18 protein-coding genes are annotated in these 19,298 nt (G+C 69.4%); 7 read left to right on the forward strand and 11 right to left on the reverse strand.

Features of this window, described 5'->3' with window-relative positions; translation table 11 throughout:
• Positions 1-31 precede the first annotated feature (31 nt).
• The 4 genes from QY307_05305 to QY307_05320 all read right to left on the reverse strand — a co-directional run bounded on the left by QY307_05305 (position 32) and on the right by QY307_05320 (position 5,718).
• On the reverse strand, positions 32-1,702 hold the full coding sequence (locus QY307_05305; protein WKZ83659.1) for a SulP family inorganic anion transporter: 1,671 nt from the start codon (positions 1,700-1,702) through the stop codon (positions 32-34).
• 76 nt (positions 1,703-1,778) lie between these two features.
• Entirely contained in the window at positions 1,779-3,107 is a 1,329-nt protein-coding gene (locus QY307_05310; protein WKZ83660.1) for a metallopeptidase TldD-related protein, read from the reverse strand.
• Complete coding sequence (locus tag QY307_05315; GenBank protein WKZ83661.1) at positions 3,104-4,543, reverse strand: TldD/PmbA family protein; 1,440 nt, start codon at positions 4,541-4,543, stop codon at positions 3,104-3,106. Before QY307_05315 ends, QY307_05310 begins: the two co-directional genes overlap by 4 nt.
• A gap of 41 nt (positions 4,544-4,584) precedes the next feature.
• The gene (locus QY307_05320; GenBank protein ID WKZ83662.1) at positions 4,585-5,718 is read right to left on the reverse strand and encodes a carboxylate-amine ligase; all 1,134 of its coding nucleotides are present in this window, start codon (positions 5,716-5,718) and stop codon (positions 4,585-4,587) included.
• A 74-nt stretch (positions 5,719-5,792) separates the two neighbouring features.
• Here QY307_05320 and QY307_05325 point away from each other — a divergent pair, with 74 nt between their 5' ends.
• The 3 genes from QY307_05325 (at position 5,793) to QY307_05335 (ending at position 8,407) form a co-directional block, all read left to right on the forward strand.
• Complete coding sequence (locus QY307_05325; protein WKZ83663.1) at positions 5,793-6,953, forward strand: hypothetical protein; 1,161 nt, start codon at positions 5,793-5,795, stop codon at positions 6,951-6,953.
• A gap of 122 nt (positions 6,954-7,075) precedes the next feature.
• Positions 7,076-7,852: a methyltransferase domain-containing protein gene (locus QY307_05330; GenBank protein ID WKZ83764.1), complete on the forward strand. Its 777-nt coding sequence runs from the start codon at positions 7,076-7,078 to the stop codon at positions 7,850-7,852.
• A gap of 9 nt (positions 7,853-7,861) precedes the next feature.
• Complete coding sequence (locus tag QY307_05335) at positions 7,862-8,407, forward strand: nitroreductase family protein (protein WKZ83664.1); 546 nt, start codon at positions 7,862-7,864, stop codon at positions 8,405-8,407.
• On the opposite strand, the gene QY307_05340 is transcribed toward QY307_05335, so the two are convergent.
• A complete protein-coding gene (locus QY307_05340; GenBank protein WKZ83665.1) occupies positions 8,389-9,099 on the reverse strand; it encodes an XdhC family protein in 711 nt (236 codons plus the stop codon). The two genes, QY307_05335 and QY307_05340, sit on opposite strands and share 19 nt — an antisense overlap.
• The gene (locus tag QY307_05345; GenBank protein ID WKZ83666.1) at positions 9,096-9,410 is read right to left on the reverse strand and encodes an XdhC family protein; all 315 of its coding nucleotides are present in this window, start codon (positions 9,408-9,410) and stop codon (positions 9,096-9,098) included. The genes QY307_05340 and QY307_05345 overlap by 4 nt, the downstream gene beginning before the upstream one ends.
• A gap of 74 nt (positions 9,411-9,484) precedes the next feature.
• On the opposite strand from QY307_05345, the gene QY307_05350 reads away from it, so the two are divergent.
• Positions 9,485-11,053, forward strand: coding sequence for a putative glycoside hydrolase (locus QY307_05350; GenBank protein ID WKZ83667.1), 1,569 nt, complete (start codon positions 9,485-9,487; stop codon positions 11,051-11,053).
• On the opposite strand, the gene QY307_05355 is transcribed toward QY307_05350, so the two are convergent.
• From QY307_05355 to QY307_05370, 4 genes are all read right to left on the reverse strand, one after another.
• Complete coding sequence (locus tag QY307_05355; GenBank protein WKZ83668.1) at positions 11,050-11,628, reverse strand: hypothetical protein; 579 nt, start codon at positions 11,626-11,628, stop codon at positions 11,050-11,052. The genes QY307_05350 and QY307_05355 overlap by 4 nt on opposite strands.
• Before the next feature lie 10 nt (positions 11,629-11,638).
• Entirely contained in the window at positions 11,639-12,457 is an 819-nt protein-coding gene (locus tag QY307_05360; GenBank protein ID WKZ83669.1) for an MBL fold metallo-hydrolase, read from the reverse strand.
• 30 nt (positions 12,458-12,487) lie between these two features.
• Positions 12,488-12,907, reverse strand: a complete 420-nt coding sequence (locus QY307_05365; GenBank protein WKZ83670.1) for a cyclic nucleotide-binding domain-containing protein — start codon at positions 12,905-12,907, stop codon at positions 12,488-12,490.
• A gap of 65 nt (positions 12,908-12,972) precedes the next feature.
• Positions 12,973-14,022 carry an NAD-binding protein gene (locus QY307_05370; protein WKZ83671.1) on the reverse strand — a complete coding sequence of 350 codons (1,050 nt, stop codon included), beginning with the start codon at positions 14,020-14,022 and terminating at the stop codon, positions 12,973-12,975.
• Positions 14,023-14,337: 315 nt separating this feature from the next.
• Here QY307_05370 and QY307_05375 point away from each other — a divergent pair, with 315 nt between their 5' ends.
• Positions 14,338-14,880, forward strand: coding sequence for an NTP transferase domain-containing protein (locus QY307_05375; GenBank protein ID WKZ83672.1), 543 nt, complete (start codon positions 14,338-14,340; stop codon positions 14,878-14,880).
• Positions 14,881-14,887: 7 nt separating this feature from the next.
• On the opposite strand, the gene QY307_05380 is transcribed toward QY307_05375, so the two are convergent.
• On the reverse strand, positions 14,888-16,264 hold the full coding sequence (locus tag QY307_05380) for a tryptophanase (GenBank protein ID WKZ83673.1): 1,377 nt from the start codon (positions 16,262-16,264) through the stop codon (positions 14,888-14,890).
• A gap of 74 nt (positions 16,265-16,338) precedes the next feature.
• Here QY307_05380 and QY307_05385 point away from each other — a divergent pair, with 74 nt between their 5' ends.
• The gene (locus QY307_05385; GenBank protein WKZ83674.1) at positions 16,339-16,920 is read left to right on the forward strand and encodes an LOG family protein; all 582 of its coding nucleotides are present in this window, start codon (positions 16,339-16,341) and stop codon (positions 16,918-16,920) included.
• A 9-nt stretch (positions 16,921-16,929) separates the two neighbouring features.
• Positions 16,930-19,275 carry a DUF87 domain-containing protein gene (locus tag QY307_05390; GenBank protein ID WKZ83675.1) on the forward strand — a complete coding sequence of 782 codons (2,346 nt, stop codon included), beginning with the start codon at positions 16,930-16,932 and terminating at the stop codon, positions 19,273-19,275.
• Positions 19,276-19,298: the final 23 nt, after the last annotated feature.

Consider the following 19,298-nt stretch of genomic DNA (forward strand, 5'->3'; position numbering starts at 1 on the left):
GATCCGCGTCGGAGTCCCCTCAGGACGAGGGTCAGGCTCCCGGTGCCTGATGATCGACCCGGGCCAGATGGGCGCGGGCGTGGGCGATCGCCTCCTCCGAGGTGACGAAGAGGTGGTCGCGGTTGCGGCTGATCAGGTCGAGCACCCCGGCACGCTCCAGCATCGTCTCGGGCTGTGGCTGGAGGCCCGACACCAGCACCAGGATCTTGCGCCGCTCCAGGGCCTCGACCAGGTTGCGCAGGGCGGTGAGCCCGGTGGCGTCCATCACCGGGACCCGCCGCATCCGCAGGATCACCACCTTGATGTCGGAGCCCACCTTCAGCACCTGGTCGAAGAAGCGGGTGGCGGCGCCGAAGAACACGGGCCCATCGATGCGGTAGGCCATGATCGCCTCCCGTCCCAGCTCCACCTCCTCGCGTACCTCGTCGGCGGTGTCGTGATGCTCCCCATCCGAGCCCATCAGGCTCTCCGGCTGAATGCTGAGCAGCCGGCTCATCCGCACCACGAACAGTGCCCCGGCGGCGATCATCCCCACCTCGATGGCGAGGATGAGGTCGAACACGATGGTCACCCCCATCGTCAGCACGAGCACGAAGGCGTCGGAGCGCGTCGCCCGCAGAATGGTGCGCGCCGCATGGGACTCCACCATCCGGATCGCCACCACCATCAGGATCCCTCCCAACACGGCGAGCGGGATGCGGGAGGCGAACGGCGCCAGGAAGAGCACGATCACCCCCAACGCGACGCCGTGGACGATCGACGCCATCCGGGTGCGGGCCCCCGAACGCAGGTTGACGGCGGTGCGGGCGAGAGCACCGGTGGCAGGCATCCCGCCGAACATCCCGGCGGCGACGTTGGCCAGGCCCTGCCCGAACAGCTCCCGGTCGGGATCGTGCCTCTCCTCGATGGTCTGCCCGTCGGCCACCACCGCCGAGAGCAGGCTCTCCAGGGCGGCGAGGATCGCCACCGCCAGCGACACCCGGGCGAGATCGACCACCGCTCCCACCGACCAGACGGGAAGGGCGGGTGCCGGCAGTCCCCGCGGCACACCGGACACCCGGGCCACGGAGTCGAACCACGGCAGCAGCGACACCCCGACCCCGGCGAGGAGGGCGACCACACTCGCCGGGACCGCCCGCACCCGAGGGATCCGGGCCCACAGCGCCATCACGACCGCCGTCGACACGCCGAGCACCAGTGCGGGGGCGGTGGGGGTCTCGAAGAAGGCGGCCACGGTGCGACCCGCCGAGATCAGCGTCGACTCCGCCGGCTCCCCCGAGACGCCGAGCACCGACGGCAGTTGCTGCAGGAAGATGATCACCGCGATCCCGTTGGTGAACCCGGTGATCACCGGCCAGGGCACGAATCCGATGTAGCGCCCGATGCCTCCCGCCGCCATCGCCACCAGGATCGACCCGGCGATCACGGCCACCAGCGGGAGCGCCCCCGCCCCGTGCCGGGCGACGATCGGGATCAGCACCACCGCCATGGCGCCGGTGGGCCCGGACACCTGGAAGTTGGACCCGCCGAACACGGCGGCGACCACGCCGGCGACGATGGCGGTCACCACTCCGACCCCGGGGGCTGCGCCGACGGTCACGGCGAACCCGAGTGCCAGCGGCAGGGCGACCACCGCAACGGTGAGCCCCGCCACCAGGTCGGAGGCGAAAAAGGACAGGCGGTAGTCCGAGCGTCGGGGCAAGAGGGAGCGAAGGCTCACGGCGAGACGGAACTCTAGGTGTGCGCCGCCCCGCTCGAATCGGGCCCCAAGAGGCCCGTCAGCCCTCGGCGCCCCCGGTGAAGTTCCAGGAGTCGAGGCGCAGCGAAGGCGCCCGCACCAGGCCGGGACCGAACTCGGAGTCGGCGTAGCGCAGGTCGTCGCCGACGGCGGCCACGTTCCCCGGCCCCAGCGCCTTCACGAACGACTGGGTGAAGCGCAGGTTCGTGATCGCCCCGGTGATCACGCCGTGCTCGATCATGAAGGTCCCGTTGCGGGTCAACCCGGTGACGACCTGGCTCTTCGGGTCGAGGATGCGGCAGTAGTTGAATGTGGCCACGTACACGCCGCGTTCCACGCCGGCGATCAGGTCGTCGACCGACGCCGCCCCCGGCCGCACCACGACGTGGCCCGCCAGCGGGCCGTATGCGCTCGACTGCTCCCAGGCGTGACCGGTGGAGTTGGCCCCCACCTTGCCTGCGGTGCGACGGTCGTGGACGACGGCGGTCGTGACCCCGGCGTCGACCAGGGTCAGCGGCGCCTTGGCCACACCCTCGGCGTCGAAGGGAGCCCCCACGGCTTCGCCGTCCAGCGGGTCGTCGACGATGGTGATCGCCGGGTCGAACTGCTGGTCGCCGATGGCGACGAACGACTGGCCCTCCCCCACCGCCTTGCCGTTGAACCCGTAGAAGTCGAGGAAGATGGCGATGGTGGCCACCGCCTCCGGGGCAAGCACCACTTGGTACTCGCCCGGCTTGAGGTCGAAGGCGTTCATCCCCCGTCGGGCCCGGTCGGCGGCGAGGGCGCCGGCGGCGGCGCCGTCGAGGGCGGCGAGGGCGCGCGAGGTCTGATGGGCGGAACCGGCGCTCTCCCCGGTCTGATGGATGCCGTCGATCGTGGCGCGGCTTCCCCGGTAGGAGCCAGCCCGGCCGTTGCTGTTGGCAAACGCCGCCTCGAAGGAGTCCGAGTCGCAGAACCCGGCCGCCAGCATCCCCTCGCCGGCTGCGACGAAGTCGGCCACCACCCCGGCGCGGCCCGCAGGGGTGGCATCGACCGTCGACGGGTCGGAGAAGTCGCCGTCGCCGGCGTGCCCGGCAGGAGCCACCCCCGGCCAGTCGTGGTCGACAGGCTGCGTGGCCGCCACGGTGAGTGCGTCCTCGGCGAGCCGGGCGAGGGAGGCGTCGTCGGCCCGGTTGCCGGTGACCGCAGCCACCCTGCCACCGTCGGCCACCCGCAGGCGCACCCTGGTGTATTCGGACCCGACGTTCTGGTGGATGAAGGAGTTGGCGAACCGGGTCAGCTCCTCGCGACCGAAGGTGACGATCGCCTCGGCCTCGGCGCGGTCGCCCACCATCTCGACGACACGGCGCGCCGCCTCCTGCGGGTTCATCCCCGCACCCCCACCCTCACCTCGGCGAACCGGCCCGGTGATGCCGAGTGCCCGGTGTGGGCCACCTGCATCGGCTGGCCCTTGCCGCAGTTGGGGGTGCCCCAATGCACCCACTCCGCCGCCCCACCGAGCATGTCCAGCTGCGCCCAGAAGCGGGGTGTGATCCCGGTGTAGGTCGGGTTCTTGATCATCCTCCCCAGCCGGCCGTCGACGATCTCCCAGCCGATCTCGCAGCCGAACTGGAAGTTGAGCCTCTTGTCGTCGATCGACCACGAGCGGTTGGTGGACATGAGCACCCCCCGCCGGGTCTCGGCGATCATCTCCTCGACCGACGAGGCCCCCGGGAGCAACCCGACGTTGGTCATCCGCACCATCGGCAGCCGGTCGTAGCCGTCGGCTCGCACCATCCCTCCCGGCGGGAGTCCGGCGATGGCCGCCGAGTCGCGCCCGGAGAGCACCCCCACCCACAGCCCGGCGTCGACGATGGGCACCCGTTGCGCCGGGGTCCCCTCGTCGTCGAACCCGAAGGTCCCCAACGCCCCGGGAAGGGTGGCGTCGGCGGTGATGTTCATCAGGTCGGACCCGTAGCGGTGACGGCCCAGCTCTTCGAGGCGTAGGTGCGAGGTCCCGGCGAAGGCCGCCTCCCATCCGAGTATCCGATCCAGCTCGATGGCGTGGCCCACCGACTCGTGGATCTGCAGGGCCAGCTGGCTGGCCTCGAGGATGATGGTCATCTCCCCTTCGGGGCACTGCTCGGCGTCGAGGAGGGCTGCTGCCTCCTCGGCGATGCGGCCGGCGTTGGCGGCGTACTCCCACTTGCGCACCGTCTCGTACCCGCCGGTCTCGTACTGGCCGAACGACTGCGGGTAGGAGCGGCGCTGGGTCTCCGACTCGCCGATGGCGGTGGCGTCGAATCCGCCGCCACACTCCACGAGGTGCTGGTGGATGCGGTGGCCCTGGGAGGACACGAACCACTTGTGGGTGTCCCACGCCCCGAACGACGCTCGGGCGAGGCGGATCCGGTCGACGGCCGCCATCTCCTCGGTGACCGTCACCAGCAGATCCACCTTCTCGGAGAGCGGCACCTCGAGCGGCGGTTCCTGGTGCGGGGTCTCGTAGGAGGCCTCCACCACCGGCACGTCGGCCAGCTCAAACAGCGGTCCGGGCACGGCGGCCGAGGCCTTGGCGATCTCGGCGGCGCGATGTCCTGCCGAACGCAGGCCCTCTGCCGACAGGTCGTGGGTCCCGAAGAAGCCCCAGGATGATCCGAACATGGCGCGTACGCCCACGCCGACCGACTCGATGCGATCCAGGCCCTCCACGTTGCCGTTGAGCACCTCGATGTTCTCCGCCCTGGCCTCCACGAAGCGGGCGTCGGCGTAGGTGGCACCTGCGGCCAGGGCCGCCTCCACTGCTGCTGTTGCCGGGTCGAACATGCCGGAGGCACGCTACCCGATCGGACGGGAGGTTCCCACCCTCAGATCCCGGTGGCGGTGTCCACGATCAGCTCGTCCACCACCGCCTGCAGTGCCTCCCGGTCCGACGCGCCACCGCCGAGAGCGCTGCGATATGTGGCCACCTGTCGGTCGGCGCTGGTGCCGGTACCGACGATGTCCCGGGCGCCCTCCACCTCGGCCAGGCATCCCAGGGCCTCGGCCTCCTCCCCGACCAATTCCACCAGCTCGTCGATCAGGTCGGCGAACGGGACCAACATCCCTCGACCGAAGTCCATCAGCTCGGCCTCGGTGCCGTACCGTTGTGCCCTCCACACGTTCTCGGAAACCAGCATCGGGGCGTAGTTGCGCCACCGCTGGTTGCGCCGGCGCAGGCCGTAGAGCATGGCCAGGATCGACTGGTAGAGGGCGGCGACGGTGATGCCGTCGTCGAGCCGGGTGCACACGTCGGCGATCCGCATCTCCAGCGTCTCGTAGCGGGCCGAGGGGCGGACATCCCACCACAGCTTGGTGGCGTCATCCATCAGACCCGCCCCCACCAGGACATCCAGGTGGCGTTGGTACTCGGCCCAGGACGAGAAGTGCTCCGGTAGCCCGGTTCGGGGCAGGGAGCGGAACACCGAGATCCGGTACGACTTGAGTCCGCTCTCCAGGCCGTGCCAGAACGGAGACGACGTGCTCAGTGCCAGCAGGTGGGGAAGGAAGTAGGAGACGCCGTTCATCAGGTCGATCCGCAGCTCGGGGTCCTCGATCCCCACGTGGACGTGCATCCCGCAGATCACAAGGCGGCGGGCGACCACCTGGAGGTCCTTGGCCAGCATCAGGTACCGCTCCTTCTCGGTCACCTCCTGCTCGGCCCAATCGGCGAAGGGATGCGTCGAGGCGGCGATGAGCCGCATCCCGTGAGCCTCGGCGACACCGATCAGCTCGCCTCGCAGCCGCGCCAGGTCGCTTCGCGCCTCGGGAACGGTGGCGCACACCCGGGTCCCCACCTCCACCTGCGCCTTGAGGAACTCGGGGGTCACCTGCTGGCCGAGGATCTCGCGACAGGCGTCCATCACCGCGTCGCCCGGATCGCGCACCAGATCGCGCGTGACCGGGTCGACCAGCAGGTACTCCTCCTCGATGCCCACGGTGAAGGCGGGACGCGGCGGCATTCATCTCCTAATCGGCTGGGCGAACCATACCGAGCGACCCGACGCGTCGGACTCCCCGGGAGTACCGTTGCGTCATGGCTACCAAGGCAACCACCCCGGAACCGACACCGCTTGACAAGATCGCCGAGTGGGCGCGCGCCGAAGAAGGCGTCTCCGTCGCCGACGACGGCACCATCACCGTGGAGGGGGACAGCGAGCTGACCATCGCCGTCAGCGCCGACGACGAGCGCATCTCGATGGTGCACGAGCACGCCGAGACGACCTCGGATCCGGCTCGAGTCGCCGCAGTGCGCGCCGCCCTGCCCGGACGGGGCTCCCCGGTGACCGGCACGCTCAGTGCCGGTCGTACCCGCCTCACCGCCACCCTCACCTCCACCCTGTACGTCGACGGGCTGAACCGCCAGGCGTTCGTGACCGGCCTCAACGGGCTGATCGCCGCAGCCGACGCGCTGACCACGGCTTCGGCCGATAGCAGGCGGCAGGGCACCGCCGCCCCGACCGCCGGTGACGAGGCCGTTGCAGACCTCGTCGAGTCTGCGGCCGATGCGGTGGCAGGCGAGGCGGGATCGATCGTCCAGGAAGCCCTGTCGGAGGAGGAAGCGGCTGCACTCGCCGAGGCGGAAGAGGCGGAGGCCCGCGCCGCCGCCGAGGAAGCGGCGGCCCAGCAGGCGGCGCGCGCCGCACAGGCCGCCGCGACGGTCGGGGCCGCTGTTGGCGCATGGTCACCCACCCACAAGGTTCCCGAAGGTGGGATGCGGGCCTGGCCTGAGCCGAATCCTGCCCTGCCGCCGGCAGCCGACCTGCAGGCCCGAGTCGAACTGACCATCGCCGAGAAGCGTGGGGACTGGGCTCGGGTGGTCGGGTCCAACGGATGGACCGGATGGGTGGACGCCAGGAGGCTGGCCCCGATCGGAGCCGCGACGGCGACCCCGGCCTCGTCGGCCGCCGGCGCTTCCGGAGCATCGAGCACGACGTTCCCGATCGCCGCCATAGGCGGAATCGCCGTCGCCATCGCCGCCTTCCTACCCTGGTTCAGCCTGGACACGTTCGACGCCAACAGCTTCGAGGTCGCCCTCCCGTTCCTATGGGACCTTCATGCTTCCGGTCAGCCGGCGCTCGGATACCTGGTGGCGGCGCTCGGGGCCCTCGGCCTGCTGGCTCCGTTCGTGGAGCAGATCCCGAGCGGGGCCCGGAGGTTCGCCGGTGTCGCCTCGGTGGCGGTCGCCGCCCTGTAGGTGTTCCAGGTGAACCGAGGGCTGGGCACCGGGCTCGGTGACACGATCGACACCGTCGGCTACGGGGTGTACGTCGCCCTCGCCGGCGGCCTGGCGTTGATGGCTGCCCCGACGAGCAAGCCCTGAGCGGAAGCCCCAGCAGCGACTGGGATCCGGACGGCTACCTCCGCTTCGGCGGGGCACGGTTCCGTGCCTCCCTCGATCTGGTCGATCGCCTCGTCGGCTCACCGCCCGGCGTCGTGTGGGACCTGGGATGCGGCACCGGGGAGATCACAGAGGCTCTCGCCAGACGCTTTCCGGCTGCTCGGGTGCTCGGAATCGATTCGTCACCGGAGATGCTCTCGCGAGCGCGTGAGCGGCAGGGAGTGGAGTGGGTACAGGGCGACATCCGGACCTGGGACCCCGATGGACCGGTCGATCTGATCTTCTCCAGCGCCGCACTCCATTGGTTGCCCGGTCACGCCGGGCTGTTCCCCCGGCTGTTCTCGAGACTCTCGCCAGGCGGAAGGTTGGCGGTTCAGATGCCCCGCAACTTCGCCCAGCCGTCCCACACGCTTCTGGCAGAGACGGCCCGGGGCGCCAGGTGGGCGGATCGCCTCTCTCACCTTGGCCGGCAGGCACCGGTGGCGTCACCCGACTGGTACCACGACCTGCTGCGGCCCCTGGCCTCTGTCCTCGACGTCTGGGAGACCACCTACCTGCAGGCGCTCACCGGTGACGACCCGGTGGCGGCCTGGACCCGGTCCACCGCGGCGCGCCCTTACCTGGAGGCACTGGGCAGCGACGCCGAGGCGTTCATGGAGGAGTACTCGGCTCGGCTCCGCATGGCCTACCCACCACGCCCCGACGGGGTGACGCTCTTCCCCTTCACCCGCCTCTTCGTCATCGCCGGGGCCTAGCGTTCGACCATGGACCCCGAAACCTACGATCGAATCCTCTCGCTGCGAGTGACGCGGGAGTTTCAGGAGCGTCCCCTCACCGGGGACGAACTGGACGCCATCCTCGAGGCAGGCCGGTGGACCGGATCATCGAAGAACGTCCAGGGATGGGTGTTCGTGGTGATCGAAGGGCAGCGGAGCCTGGACTCCGTCGCCGAAGCCGGCAGGTTCACCGATCCGGTTCGGAACTCGGCGGCGACCATCGCCTTGGTTCGCACCGCCGCAGGAAACGACTTCGACATCGGGCGGGCGGCGCAGAACATGATGCTGGCGGCCGACACCATGGGGATCGGCTCGTGCCCGATCACTCTCCACGATGCCGAGACGGCCGGCCGAGTCCTCGCGCTCGGTTCCGACGAGGAGTGCCGCTGGGTGATCGCCTTCGGATTCCCCGACCGACAAAGGGAGGCGGAGTCCAGGGAACGGCGACGTGCCTCGGGAATGGCCGGCCGCAGGGCGCGTGAAGAAGTGTTTCGCCGGCTCGCCGACCAAGACGGTCAGCCTCGCAGCACCTGAACCATCTCGGCGAGGATCGCCACCGCGATCTCACCCGGCGTCACCGCCCCGATCGCCAGGCCGACCGGGCCGTGGAGCCTGACGAGGTCGGCCTCGGCACAGCCGGACGCCAGAAGACGCTCCAGACGCTCCCGGTGGGTAGAACGCGACCCGAGCACCCCCACGTAGCGCGGATCGGCGCCGAGTACCGCCGGGAGCAGCGAGTCCTCGAACCGGGCGGCGTGAAGCAGGGAGACCACGAAGCATCCCCCCTCCAGCGGCCGCCGCTCCAGGAGGTCGGCGGGCCACCCGACATCCACGGCGTCGGCGTCGGGAAAGCGATCGGGGCGGGCATGGGTCGGCCGGGGATCGCCGACGACGACCCGATAACCGGCAACGGCGGCCATCCGGCACAACGCCTCTGCAATCGGTCCCGCCCCGAAGATCCGCAGCGTCGGCGGTGGCGCCACCACCTCGAAGAACACCTCCACCCCGTTCACCAAGGCAAGCATCGAACGGCGAGAGGCCGCCGCCTCTGCAACCCGGCGGCGCAGACCGTCCTCCATCCCCGATGGAAGATTGCCGGCGAGTCGTTCTCCAGAGTCGTCGAACAGCGTTCGGATGCCGATGGCATCGCCGCCGAGGACGGTCGCAAGAACTCCGGTGAGCCCTTCGGCGGCAAGGCGGGCGGCGGCGGAAAGGGGATCGGTCACCAGCGGTCCACGAACACCCGGATGGTGCCGCCGCAGGCGAGGCCCACCTCGAAGGCTGCGTCGTCGGAGATGCCGTAGTCGAGAAGCCGGGGTGGGCCGCCGCCGATGACCTCCTGAGCGTGGGCGATGACGTCGCCCTCGACGCATCCGGCGCTCACCGAGCCGTGCACATCACCCGCCGACGACACCAGCAGGCGCGACCCCGGCGGGCACGGAGCAGAACCTTCGACGGCGACCACGGTGGCCGCCGCCACCGTCCTGCCCTCTGAGGCCCAGGCATCCCGCACCGCCACGTCGTCTTGCAGCCCCATCGGGCAAGTATCCCAGGACGCACAACACCCCGGGGCCTCCTATCCTCCCGGGGCCACCTCCGGTCGCCCCCTCCATGCGCAGCTCCTTCGACGCACTCACGGTCTTCGACCCCCGGCGCAGTCGACGCTTTCGTCGTCGGCGCAACTGGGGTCAGCTCACCCTGCGACTGCTGACCGTCCTCGCACTGGTTGGAACCCTGGTCGGAGGCTGGGTGATCTTCCGCTCCATGACCGGCATCGATCCGGTGCCACTGCGGGTGCTGGGAGCCGAGGGCCGGCCCCTGGGCGGGGCGCTCGTGGCAGGCGACAACGGGGCCGAAGCAGCCACCGATGCCGGCGGCCTGGCCCGCCTGCCCTTTGAGGTCCCGGCGACCCTCACCGTCACCGCCGACGGCTACGTACCCGCCGTGTTCACCGTCGAGGCCCTTCCCATCCAGGGAGCGTTGGCCCTTCAGATGGAGCCGCTGGTGCTTCAGGGGCGGGTCGTCGACAGCAACGGGAACGGCGTGGTCGGAGCCGCCGTCACCATCGGGGAGCACTCCGTGACGACCGGGCAGTTCGGGGCGTTCGAGATCGTCGAGGCCATGCCGGGCACGGTCAGGGTCGAGAAGGCAGCCTGGGAGCCTGCCGAGGCCGAGTGGGATGGCAGCCGCAAGCGATTCGACGTGACCATGGACGCCTTCATGGTGCGGGCGCTGCGTGTCGAAGAGGACACCGCCGGCGACGATGCCGCCTTTGCCCGCATCCTCGACATGGCCGACGCCTCCACGGTGAACGCCCTGGTGTTCGACACCAAGGAGGAGGAGGGGAAGGTGCTTCACACCTTCACCGATTACTCCGAGCCCCAGTCGATCGGGGCGCTGCAACCCACCTACGACGCAGCGCAACGACTCGCCGAGATCGAGGAGCACGGGTTGTATGCGATCACCCGGATCGTCGTGTTCCAGGACCCCTACGCCTCGCGGTTCCGCAACGAGTGGGCACTGCACAACTCCGAGGACGGCGGGACCTGGGTGAACGACAGGGGGCTGGGCTGGATGGATCCCACGGACAGAGGCTCGTGGGAGTACCCGATCCAGTTGGGGATCCACGCCTGCCGGCTCGGGTTCGACGAGATCCAGTTCGACTACACGCGTTTCCCGACCGACGGCGACATCGAAACCGCCGTCTACGACGACCCCGCCAAGGACACCGCCGAGGGCCGGGTCGAGGTGATCGCCGCCTTCCTCGCCGAGGCCAGGGAGCGGATCAACGCCGAGGGGTGCGCGGTCTCGGCCGACGTGTTCGCCATCGTCATGTCGGTGCGGGACGACCAGGGCATCGGACAGAAGGTGGAGGAGCTGTCCCACGTCGTGGACGCCATCAGCCCGATGGTGTACCCCAGCCACTACGGGCGCGGGTGGCTGAACCTGGAGAACCCCAACGACCATCCGGCGGAGGTCATCGGCGAGGCTCTGCGCTCCGGCATGATCCGGCTCGAAGGCGGGGCGCTGCTGCGCCCCTGGATCCAGGGCTTCTCGTGGAGTGCCGACCAGGTGCGCGAGGCTATTGCCACCGTCGACGACCTGCACATGGGCTGGATGCTCTGGAACCAGCTCTCGCTGTACGAGGAGGAGTGGCTGCCGCCCGATCCGAGCGGCTAGGCAGGTTGCGACGGGTCGAAGTGGGTCACGCGACCGGGACGGAGTCGCCCCAGCACCGCCACCACCTCGCCGGCCTGCCTGGCCGACGAGGCCAGCGCCACCGCCGACGCCGCCAGCACCCCTGCGGCGATGCCGATCCACAACACCAGCGATGCCGGCTTGCCCCGCATCCATCCGGCTTCGAGGCGATGCCAGGCGACCTGGTCGACATCGCCGATCGGGAATGCGTGGATGAGGTCCTTCGGCTTGCCGAGGCCGGCGATGCTCCACACCAGGACCCGGTGGTCGGTGACGGCGAGCAGCCCGCCGCCGCCGGGTATCGCCGGCTCAACCGGGGGCCGCTTCGCCACATCGGGCAGCGGCCTCGCCTCCGCTTCGGCAGCGTCGCGCTTCTGGTTACGGGCGTCCCAGGCGGTGCCGATGGCGGCGCCGATCAGGCCACCGGCGACGACTCCGGAGGTGGCGCCTGGGCTCGCCACCCGAAACGGGGAAGGGAAGACGTTGACCGCAGCCAGCACGGTCTCGCCCGGGGCGACTCCGGGGGCTCGAGCGGCCCTCTTGCTGAAGTCGACCACCGTCCGACCCTCAGAGCGGGATCTGCATGCCCTCGTGGGCGGCGTCGGTGAGAGGGAAACGGGACCGAGCGGCGGCGCGGAGCGCATCGATCTGATCGTCGTCGCGATCGGGATCGTGGCTGGTGAGGACGAGGCGGCCGACCCCGGCGGCGAGCGCCGCCTCTGCGGCGGCTTGCCAGTCGCTGTGACCCCAGCCCCTCCTGGCTCCGGCGCGCTCCTCGGGCGTGTACTGGGCGTCGTGGATGAGGACGTCGGCTCGATGAGCCAGCTTCACCAGCCTCTCGTCGGCCTCCGGCTCTCCCGCCTCGTGATCGGTGGCGAGCACCACGGTCTTGCGACCCTCCAACCGGAATCCGGCCACGCCTTCGGGATGATTGAGCATGGCGTGGCGCACCCGGATGGGGCCGACGTCGATGCTCTCCTCCAGAACGCGCACCCGAACCGTGGCTGCGGCCTCGTCGAGGGTGACCGGCCACCAGGGGCGACAGATCACCGAGTCGAGGCACTCCTTGGGCTGCTGTCCCTCACACTCGGCACCCCACACGTCGACCATGTTGCCGGCCGCGAACAGGGGAGCGAACACCGGCAGCCCCTGGATGTGGTCCCAGTGGAAGTGGGTGAGCAGCAGTGAGAACCGCTGGGGTGCCTCCCGCCCCGAGACCATCTTGGCCAGCCGTCGCAGGCCCGTTCCGGCGTCGATGACCAGATGGTGGTTGGGCTCCACCTCGGCGAAGTAGCAGCTGGTGTTGCCGCCGTAGCGCCGGTAGGCGGGGCCGGACACGGCCGCCGACCCGCGACATCCGGCGACGTGGAGGGTGGTTCCGATCATGGCCGCATCCGGCCGAATCCGACCACGGCCTCAGTCGGAGAGGGCGGCGTCGGTGTCACGCAGCCGACGGGCCAGTTCCGACATCATCTTCACCCCGATCTCGGGGTGGGAGGCGATCATCGCCCTGAGGTCCCACTGGGTGATCACCAGGCAGCGGGTCGGCCCGGTGGCGACGACGTCTGCCGTGCGAGGGGTGTCGTCGAGCAGCAATGCCATCTCGCCGAAGTAGGCGCCGGGACCGAAATCGGCGAGCACCAGATCGCCCTTGCGGGCCTGGGCGCCGCCCTCGAGAACCAGGTAGAAACCGCGCCCGCCCTCATGGCCGTCACGAATGATCTCGTCACCGGCGGAGAAGGTGCGCTCCTTGGCCGTGGAGAGAACGCTCTCCAGATCTCGATCCGAGAACCCGGAAAAGAGGCTGGTCTGCTTCAGAAGTTCGGCGGCTTCCATCTACTCCACCTGTTCGGTTCGGGCAACGATATCCCACCGAAGCCCCCAAGGCGCAACTCGTGGCATCACCGGGCGCCACGCGCCGACCGCAAGGGCGAGAGTGTGCCCAGCGACTCGGCCACCACCACCGCCTGATCGCCGCTCTCGAGGCGGAAGCCGACTTCGGGGTTGGTGTAGGTCTTGCCGTTTCGCGCCACGGCGAGCAGGGTGGCTCGATGGTCCCCGCGCATGCGTGCCGACAGGGCGTCGATGCTCAGGCCGACGTACTCGTCGGGGAGAATCACCCGATACAGCTCCGAGCCCTCGCCACCCGAGACGATGTCGGTGACCAGCTCACCGAGACCGGGGTACATGGCGGTTCGGGCCAGCAGGTGGGACGCGAGGCGCGAGGTGACCAGCAGCTCGTCGACGTTGGTGCGGCGGAGGTGAGGGACGTGACGCGGGTTGTTCACCTCCACGACGGTCCGCACCTGGGGAGCCAGGCTCTCGACGGCCAGCACGATCAGGATGGAACGCATGTCGGCGGCGTCGGAGCTGTCGGTGGGACAGACGATGACGGCCTCACAGGACGCGATCCCCGCCCGTTCGAGGTCCTCGACCGAGGTGGCGTCCCCGCGCACGAAGTAGGCGCCGTCGCCGGCGGGGTTCTTCTCACTGTCGTGGAGGACGACGATCCGGGCTCCGAACTCGTCCTTGCGCAGCTCCTCGACCAGGTCTCGAGCGGTCGAGTTCCAGCCGCAGATGATCACGTGCCCGGAGTAGCCGGCTGCTCCCATGCCCTGTCCCTCCTTGACGAGAAAGTCGATCACGAACCCGACGACGGCCCCGGTGACGGTGGCCAGCATCGCCACACCGAACAGTGCCAGCAACCAGTGCACCGTCCATCCCCAGGGGGTGGATACGTAGGAGATGTCGCCGGCGTCGAGGATGGTCATGATCGACCAGTAGAAGGAACGGCCGATCGACGAGATCGTGCCCTCCTTCTCCGCGAGCGTCACCGCCAGCGTGGCCAGGATCACCACGATCAGGCTCGCCAGAACCAATGGGCGCAGCACCCGGCCTCCGGTCTGCTTCCGGACGCGGCTCAGGTGCCACCGCAAGCGGGTGAACAGCATGTCGCCCAACCTCCCCTGGGAACCAGATCATACGGCCCCTGATCCCCCGTCCCGTTCAGACTCATGGGCCGGGCGCATCATTTTCGGCCCGGGCCAAAAGGCCCTATCCGCCCAGCCGATACGCCGCGACCCTGATCGGCGCAGGGAGGTCGGCGGGACGCCGGCCCGGCCCGCACAGCGCCCCCTCCTGTGAGTGGTGGGCGAGCGGACCGCCGGCCTTCCTTCTCCGCCTTCGCCCTCGTCGGGGAGCGAGACGTCTGCCATGCTGATTCCGTGGTGACCGTCGCCATCCTCGCCGGAGGTGCCTCGCGCCGAATGGGCCGCGACAAAGTCACGTTGCCCCTGGGCGACGGCACGATGATCGACCTCGTGGTTGCCGCCTGCTCCGGCCACGAGGTCCTGTGCGTGGGCCGGGAGGTGCCCGGCCTGGCGCACGTCGCCGATGCGGTCCCCGGCCGAATGGGCCCTCTCGCAGGACTGGTGGCCGCACTCGAGGTGGTCGACGGGCCGGTGGTTCTCGTTGCAGCCGACCAGCCCTGGCTGCGAGGCGAAACCGTTGCCGCCATCGCCGCCCGACCCGAGGACCTCCCCGTGGTCCCCATCGATGCCGCTGCCCGCCAGGTGCTGTGCGCCCGCTATCCGACATGGGTGCTGGAGCAGGCTCGCAACCTTCTGGTCGAGGGTGGCGGGATCAGGCGGCTGCTCGACCAGGTCCCGTTTCTCGGTGTCGAACGAAGCGAGTGGTCGCGGTGGGGGGAGGACGGCCGGTCGTGGTTCTCGGTGGACACCCCCGAGGACCTGAAGCGGGGTCTGGAGGCATTCGGGCAACCAGGACGCCCGTCGATCCCCGATTCGTGATGCCTGCCTAGGTCGGCTCGAAACGAGCGGTGAAGTGCCTCAACCAAGGTGCGCTCTTCACGATGCGCAGCCCGCCGATCTCATCGACACGGTTCGCCACGGCCAGGACGACCTCCGCCACGTAGTCGATGTGGCTCTGGGTGTATGTCCGCCGGGGCACGGCGAGCCGGACCAGCTCCATCGGAGCGGGTGTCTCTGTTCCGTCCTCGCCGGCAACTCCGAACATCACCGATCCGATCTCCACTCCACGGACCCCGCCCTCTCGATACAACTCGATGGTCAGCGCCTGGGCCGGGTACTGCGACTGGGGAACGTGAGGAAGCAGTGCCTTGGCATCGATGTAGACGGCGTGGCCTCCCGGCGGCCACACCACCGGAACTCCTGCGTCCCGGCACTTCTCGGCCAGATACTCGGTGCTGCGGATGCGGTAGCGCAGGTAGCGCTCGTCCAGCACCTCGTCGAGACCGATGGCGATCGCCTCGAGATCGCGTCCCGCCAGCCCGCCGTAGGTGGGGAACCCTTCGGTGAGGATGAGCAGGTTCCGACAGCGCGCCGCGAGGTCGGCGTCTCGCATCGCCAGGAAGCCTCCGATGTTGGCGATGGCGTCCTTCTTCGCCGAGAAGGTGACCCCGTCCACCAGGGAGAACATCTCGGAGGCGATCTCTCGCGGGGTCCGGTCGGCCTGGCCCGGCTCGCGCAGCTTGATGAACCAGGCGTTCTCGGCGAAGCGAGCCGCATCCATGAAGAACGGGATCCCGTGGCGATCACAGACCGCACGCACGTCGCGCAGGTTCTGCAGGGAGACCGGCTGTCCGCCCCCAGAGTTGTTGGTCACCGTGATCATCACCAGCGGGATCCGGTCGGCCCCGACCTCGGCGATCGTCTCTTCGAGGACGGCCACGTCCAGGTTCCCCTTGAATGGATGATCCAGCGTCAGGTCTCGCCCCTCGGGAACGACCATGTCGCGGGCCTCGGCACCCTGGTACTCGACGTTGGCACGGGTGGTGTCGAAGTGCGTGTTGTTGGGTATCACCTTCCCCGGCCCCGCCAACTCCGAGAACAGGATCCACTCGGCGGCGCGGCCCTGATGCACCGGGATCACCTCGGGAAGACCGGTCAGTGAGGTCACCGCCTCGTAGAAGCGGTCGTAGGATCGGCTGCCGGCGTACGACTCGTCGCCGATCATCATCCCCGCCCACTGCGCCGCCGACATCGAGCCGGTGCCGGAGTCGGTGAGCAGGTCGATGGTGACCTCGTCGGCATGGAGACCGAAGAGGTTGTACCCGGCACGAAGCAACGCATCCTCCCGCTGTTGCGGGGTGGTGAATGCGATCTCCTGGACGCTGTGGATCCGGAACGGTTCGATGATTGTGCGGTAGGGCATGGCTCTCCCGATGACGACGGCACCACGCTAGGGGACCGGGAGCCGGCTCCGATCGACCCGCTAGCCTCGACTGGATGACCGGACCTCTGATAGCGGTGTTCGGCTCGTCGCAGGCGCTACCCGGAGACGGCCTCTACGAAGAGGCGGTGCGCTGCGGGGACCTTCTCGCCCGGTCCGGTTTCGGGGTCGTCACCGGAGGCTACGGCGGCGTCATGGAGGCTGCGGCACGGGGCGCCCGCCTGAGAGGCGCCAGGGCGATCGGCGTGACCGTCCCCTCGGTGTTCCCCGACCGGCCCGGAGCCAACGAGTTCGTCTCCGACGAGATGCCGACCACCCACCTCATGGAGCGCATCCATGCCCTCACCGATCTGACCGAGGCCTGGATCGCCATGCCCGGGAGCCTGGGCACGCTCGCCGAGCTGGCGATCGCATGGAACCTCGCCTTCGTGGCTCGATACTCGGCGACGCCGCCCAAGCCGTTGGTCACCGTGGGCGAGGTGTGGGCGGCTCTGGTCGATCACCTTGCCGGCTCGGTGGGCGCCGACCGCAGCCTGGTGATCACCGCCCGGGACGTCGACGAGGCCGTCGCCGCAGTGGTCCGCCTGATCCCGGGAAGGGCTCACCCCGGAACCACCGCGGCACCGGGCCGTTCGTAGAATCGGCCGATGCCCGACACCACCTTCTTCCTCGGCGGCACGATCGACCCCACCACCGGGGCCCGCAGCGGAGCCGAGATCAGGTACCCGGCCTCCCACCTCACCACCCATGGGGTGATCGTCGGCATGACCGGCTCCGGAAAGACCGGGCTGGGGATGATCTACCTCGAGGAGGCTCTGCGCAACGACATCCCGACGCTGGTCATCGATCCCAAGGGTGACATGACCAACCTGTTGCTCACCTTCCCCGAGCTGGCGCCGGCCGACTTCGCCCCGTGGGTTGATGCCGGTGAAGCCAACGCCCAGGGCTCAGACGACCTCGCCGCCGACACCGCAGCCCTGTGGAAGAGCGGGCTGGAGTCGTGGGGCCTCTCCGGCGCCGACATAGCGGACCTCCGCAGAAGGGTGGGCATGACCCTCTACACACCGGGGTCGGCGGCGGGGATCCCCCTGAACGTGCTCGGCTCATTGGCCGCACCCGGGGGTGACTTTGCCGAGGACTCCGAGACGTTTCGCGACGAGATAGAGGGAATCGTCTCCGGGTTGCTCGCCCTGGTCGGGGTCGCATCCGACCCGCTGTCGGGCAGAGAGCACATCCTGCTCGCCAACCTCGTCGAGCGATCCTGGATCGCCGGAGAGGACCTGAGCCTGGAGTCGCTCATCGTCCAGGTGACATCTCCCCCGATGCGCCGCCTCGGTGTGTTCGACATGGACACCTTCTTTCCGGAGAAGGACCGCCTCGCCCTGGCGATGCGGCTCAACACGCTGGTGGCGTCGCCATCCTTCGCCGCCTGGCGCACTGGACCTGCGTTGGACCCGGCCACGATGCTCTGGGATTCCACCGGGAAGCCTCAGGCTGCGGTGCTGTACCTGGCACATCTCTCCGAGGACGAGCGCCAGTTCGTGGTGACCATGGTCCTCGGCCGACTGATCACCTGGATGCGCTCCCAGGCCGGAACCGGTGACCTGCGCGCCCTGGTGTACATGGACGAGGTGTTCGGGTTCGTGCCGCCGACGGCCATGCCCCCGGCGAAGAAGCCGATCCTCACTCTGATGAAGCAGGCAAGAGCCTTCGGCGTCGGCATGCTGCTCTCCACCCAGAACCCGGTGGACCTCGACTACAAGGCGATGTCGAATGCAGGCACCTGGTGCATCGGTCGCCTCCAGACCGAGCGCGACAAGGCCAGGATCCTGGAGGCGTTGCAGTCGGCGGCCGGTGGCACCGACATCGGCTCACTCGATGCCCTCATCTCCGGGCTGGGCAAGCGGCAGTTCCTGCTCCACGACACAAGGGAGAAGGAGCCGGCGCTCTTCACGACGCGCTGGGCGATGTCGTACCTGAGAGGCCCACTCACCCGCGATCAGGTGGCGGTGCTGGTCGGAGACGACGCCCGCCGCCACCAGGAGCACACGCCGCAACCGGTGGCCCTCCCCCATGACGCATCGCCGGTGGCACCGCAACTGGCCGGCCGGGCCAAGCACGTGGACCCGGCGGCACCGTGGCTCGATGCCATCGGGGCCAACGCCACTTCGAAGACGTTCGCCGTTGCGCTGGCGGCGCGCGTCCGGCTCACCTTCGACGACACCGCTGCCGGTGTGAACCACACGGAGGAGTGGGAGGCCGTGTTCCAGCCACTCACCGATCCCTTCGACCCCGAGGCAGGATTCATCGTGGACCACGATCCCCGCGACTTGCGCGATCAGGCTCCCGATGGGGCGGCCTACCTGACCCCGGAAGTGCCCGCGGACCGGCAGGCGTGGCTGGCGGAGGCGGAGAGATCCATCAGAGACCACCTCATCGCGACCCGCACCTTGCACACACTGCGCAATCGGGCCCTGAAGACCTACGGACGAGTCGGTGAGTCGCCCGAGGCGTTCATGGAGCGCTGCCGGTCGATGGCCCACGAGCAAGCCGACGACGCCATCGTCGCCATCAAGAAGCGCTTCGATGCCCGCATCGAACGGGCCCGTGACCAGATCGAGGCCGCCCACCTGGCGGCACGCCAGGCACGACTCGATGCCGAGACCCGTCGCCAGGAGGAGGTGGTGTCGGGTGCCGGCACCATCCTCGGAGTCCTCATGGGCCGTCGCAACAGTCGATCGATGTCGACCGCCACCTCCAAGCGTTCGATGACCCGGCGCGCCGAACAGCGCGCGCACACCGCCGACGCCAAGGTTGCCGCTCGATCCGAAGCGTTGGAAGATCTCGAGGAGGACTTGGCCGAGGCGATCGATGAGGTCACCGAGGAGTGGCTCGCCAAGGCGGCCGAAGTCGAGGTGCTGGAGATCCCGCTCGAGAAGAGCGATGTAGTGGTGGAGACCCCGGTGCTCATCTGGGTTCCGGTGACGGGCTGACCCTCACCTGAGCCCTAAACCAC

The organism is Acidimicrobiia bacterium, from assembly GCA_030584185.1.
Lineage (GTDB): Bacteria > Actinomycetota > Acidimicrobiia > Spongiisociales > UBA11373.